This is a genomic window from Caulobacter sp. SSI4214, assembly GCF_012184455.1.
Classification (GTDB): domain Bacteria; phylum Pseudomonadota; class Alphaproteobacteria; order Caulobacterales; family Caulobacteraceae; genus Caulobacter; species Caulobacter vibrioides_E.
The window spans coordinates 1-3,961 of sequence record NZ_SZWJ01000159.1 but is presented as its reverse complement, the minus strand read 5'-3'; the positions used below and the strand labels follow the sequence as shown (position 1 = coordinate 3,961).

Sequence of the window (3,961 nt, the reverse complement as noted above, 5' to 3'; positions counted from 1 at the left end):
CGGAGGGGCTGGTGGCCTGCGCCGCCACCTTCGCCGGAGAGCGTCAGACCCAATTCGCGCTGGCCTATCTGCGCCTGGCCCTGCGCCTGGATCCCAATCGCGACGAGGCCTGGGTGCTGGTCGGCGACCTCCTGAACCAGAACCAGGACTCGAGGGGCGCGATCGAGGCCTATGGCCACGTGCCGCCTGGCGCGCCGCACTATGCCTCGGCCCAGAGCAAGATCGCCTGGGCCTGGAACGACCAGGGCGACAAGGCCAAGGCCCTGGAGGTGGCGCGCGCCGCCGCCAAGGCCGCGCCCGACGACCGTGACGCTCAGGTGGCCCTGGCCGACCTTTTGCGCGCCAACAGCCAGTGGAGCGAGTCGGTGGCGGTGCTGGACCCGCTGATCGCCCGCGAGACGGCCAGCCCGGACTGGCGGCTGTTCTATCTGCGCGCGGTGGCCCTGGATCAGGCCGGTCGCTGGCCGGAGGCCGAGCGCGATCTGAAGAAGGCCTTGGAGCTCAATCCCGACGAGCCCGAACTGCTGAACTTCCTCGGCTATACCTGGATCGATCGCAACGAGCACGTGCCCGAGGCCCTGGTCATGGTCCAGCGCGCCGTGCTGGCGCGGCCGCAGTCGGGCGCGATGCTAGATTCGCTGGGCTGGGCCTATTATCGCCTCGGCGACTACAAGGCCGCCGTCGAGAAGCTGGAGGGCGCGGTCGAGTTGGAACCGGGCGATCCCGACGTCAATGGCCACCTGGGCGACGCCTATTGGCGCGTCGGCCGCAAGACCGAGGCGCAGTACCAGTGGCGGCGTGTCCTGACCCTGGAGCCGGACGAAAAGCAGAAGACCGAGGCCGAGGCCAAGCTGAAGAACGGTCTGGCGGCCGCCGGGCCGGCGACGACATCGACGATGGCGCACAACTGAGCTATCGGGCGGTTGTCCTATCCCAGGCTCGAGTGAGAGATCATGCGGCTTTCCGCCTTCGCCCCGGCCAAGGTCAATCTGTTCCTGCACGTGGGCGCGCCGGACGCCGAGGGCTACCATCCGATCAGCAGCCTGATGGTCTTCGCGGACGTCGGGGACCGGGTGGCGATCCAGCCGAGCGACGCCCCGGGCTTCGAGACCTCGGGGCCGTTCGGCGCGGCGATTCCGTCCGACGCCGATAATCTCGTGGTTCGCGCCGCGCGCGCCTTTCACGCCAGGCTGGGCGGGCCGATTCCGCCGTATCGACTGATCCTGGACAAGCACTTGCCGATCGCCGCGGGGCTGGGCGGAGGCTCAAGCGACGCGGGCGCGGCGTTGAAGCTGCTGCGCGACGCGCTGGCCCCCGCGCTGTCCGACGAGGATCTCGAGCCGCTGGCCGCCAGCCTCGGCGCCGACGGCGCGGCGTGTCTGCGAGCCACGGCCCTGCTGGCCGAGGGGCGAGGGGAGATCCTGTCGCCAGCGCCAGAGTTGCCCGAACTGCACGCGGTGCTGGTCAATCCGGGCGTTCCATCGCCGACAGGGGGCGTTTATCGCGCCTATGACGCGGCCGTGCATCCCGAGGGCGCGGCGCTTCCATTCCTGCCCGCCAGTCTGGAAACCGCCGAGGAGACCGCCGGTTGGCTGGCCGTCGCCACCCGCAACGACCTGCAGGCGCCGGCGGTCGCGCTGGAACCGCGCATTAGCGAAGCGCTGGACGTTCTGAGCGCGGAGCCCGAAAGTCTGCTGGTCCGCATGTCGGGTTCGGGCGCGACCTGTTTCGCGCTATGCGCCGGCGACATCGAGGCCGAGACCCTGGCCGAGCGGCTGGCGGTCCTGCGACCCGACTGGTGGGTGCGGCGCTGCCGCTTGAGCTGAGGAGCCCCGCATGAAGCGTCGAGACCTGCTCGCCGGCCTGGGAGGCCTGGTCGCCGCGCCGGGGCTGGCCGAAGCCCAGATCCTGAATCTGGCGCCGGCGCCGGTCGTTCCGGGGCCAGGCGACATCCTGGTCAGTCTTGAGACCAGCCTCGGTCCTATCGTCATCGCCTTAAAGGCGCGGCAGGCGCCGCTGACCACGGCCAATTTCCTGCAGTACGTCGACAAGAAGCTCTATGACGGCGCGTCGTTCTGGCGGTCGGCCAAGTCCAAGAGCCCGGTCGACTACGGCCTGATCGAGGGCGGGCTGCAGAGCGACCCGGCCAAGGTGCTCCCGCCGGTGGCGCACGAGCCGACTACCCAAACCGGTCTGCGCCATGTCGACGGCACGGTGTCCCTGGCCCGGCGCGCGCCCGGCACCGGCGACAGCGACTTCTTCGTCTGCGTCGGCGAGGCGCCGTATCTGGACGCCAATCCGGCGGCCGAGGGCGACAATCTGGGCTTCGCGGCCTTCGGTCAGGTGATCAAGGGCATGGAGGTCGTGCACAAGATCCTGAACCTGCCCACGCCGGGCAAGGCGACCAATCCGGTGATGGAAGGCCAGATGCTGGACCCGGTCGTGCCGATCGTGACAGCGCGGCGGATCTAGATCGTTCGGCGCCTTTCCATGTGTCGGCCTGTCTTTCGTTCGCGATGACGGAGCAAAAAGAGAAAGGGCGCGGAGATCGCTCTCCGCGCCCTTCGCCCCTTCGACTCAGCGCCAGCCTTAGCTGTGATAGGCGCGTTCGCCGTGTTCCGAGATGTCCAGGCCTTCTTCTTCGGCCTCGGCCGAGGCGCGGATGCCCATGATCAGCTTGATCACGAAGAAGACGATGGCCGAGGCGACCAGCGACCAGATGATGGTCACGCCGACGGCCTTGATCTGGGCCATCATCTGGGTGACCAGGTCGTAGGCGCCATTGTCGCAGGTCAGCAGGTCGCCGTCCTTGCCGCAGGTCGTGTAGTCGACGACGCCAGCGCCGCCCCACTTCGGATTGACCAGCAGGCCGGTGCCCAGGGCGCCGACGATGCCGCCGATGCCGTGGATGCCGAAGGCGTCCAGGCTGTCGTCATACTTGAAGGCGTTCTTCACGACCGAGCAGAAGAAGATGCAGACCGGCGAGACGACCAGGCCCAGCAGGATCGAGCCCATCGGGCCGGCATAGCCGGCGGCCGGGGTGACGGCGACGAGGCCGGCGACCAGGCCCGACGCCAGGCCAAGGGCCGAAGGCTTACCGCGGGTGGCCCATTCGACGACGATCCATGACAGGCCGGCGGCGGCGGTGGCCAGGAAGGTGTTGATCATGGCCAGCGAGGCGCCGCCCGAGGCTTCCAGGTTCGAGCCGGCGTTGAAGCCGAACCAGCCCACCCACAGCAGGCCGGCGCCCACCAGGGTCAGGGTCAGCGAGTGCGGGGGCATCGGTTCCTTGCCGTAACCCTGGCGCTTGCCCAGGATCAGGGCGCCGACCAGAGCCGCGATGCCGGCGTTGATGTGAACGACGGTGCCGCCGGCGAAGTCCAGCGCGCCGAAGCCCCACGACAGGCCGCCCTTCGGCGTCACGGTCGGGTTCAGGGCGATGGCGTCGGGGCCAGGCCACCACCAGACCATGTGGGCGATCGGATAGTACGACAGCAGCGGCCACAGGACGGCGAAGACCACCATGGCCGAGAACTTGAAGCGTTCGACCAACGAGCCGACGACCAGGGCGGCGGTGATGGCCGCGAAGGTCGACTGGAACGCGATATAGGTGAATTCGGGGATGACGACGCCGGTCGAGAAGGTGGCGACGTTGCTCGACGGGGTCACGCCCTTCAGGAACAGACGGCTGAAGCCGCCGACGAAGGTGTCCCAGCTGCCGCCGTCCGAGAACGCCAGGCTGTAGCCCCACAGCGCCCAGGCCAGGATGCCGATGATGCCGACGGTCGAGACCTGCATCATGACCGACAGCATGTTCTTGGTGCGCACCAGGCCGCCGTAGAACAGGGCCAGGCCCGGGATGATCATCAGGAGGACCAGCAGGGTCGAGACCAGCATCCAGGCGTTGTCGCCCTTGTCGACCTTGTCGGTGATGGTCGGCGCGGCCTTCGGGGCGTTCAGG

The 3,961-nt window shown here is 68.7% G+C and carries 4 protein-coding genes; 3 read left to right on the top strand and 1 reads right to left on the bottom strand.

Annotated features, from left to right (window positions below):
• From FCU40_RS22690 to FCU40_RS22680, 3 genes are all read left to right on the top strand, one after another.
• On the top strand, positions 1-911 hold a 911-nt coding region (locus FCU40_RS22690), incomplete at its 5' end, for a tetratricopeptide repeat protein (RefSeq protein WP_168078064.1).
• 42 nt (positions 912-953) lie between these two features.
• Positions 954-1,826: a 4-(cytidine 5'-diphospho)-2-C-methyl-D-erythritol kinase gene (locus tag FCU40_RS22685; RefSeq protein WP_168078062.1), complete on the top strand. Its 873-nt coding sequence runs from the start codon at positions 954-956 to the stop codon at positions 1,824-1,826.
• Positions 1,827-1,836: 10 nt separating this feature from the next.
• Positions 1,837-2,472 carry a peptidylprolyl isomerase gene (locus FCU40_RS22680; RefSeq protein ID WP_168078060.1) on the top strand — a complete coding sequence of 212 codons (636 nt, stop codon included), beginning with the start codon at positions 1,837-1,839 and terminating at the stop codon, positions 2,470-2,472.
• Between the two features lie 117 nt (positions 2,473-2,589).
• On the opposite strand, the gene FCU40_RS22675 is transcribed toward FCU40_RS22680, so the two are convergent.
• A partial coding sequence (locus tag FCU40_RS22675) for an ammonium transporter (protein ID WP_168078058.1) occupies positions 2,590-3,961 on the bottom strand: 1,372 nt, incomplete at its 5' end.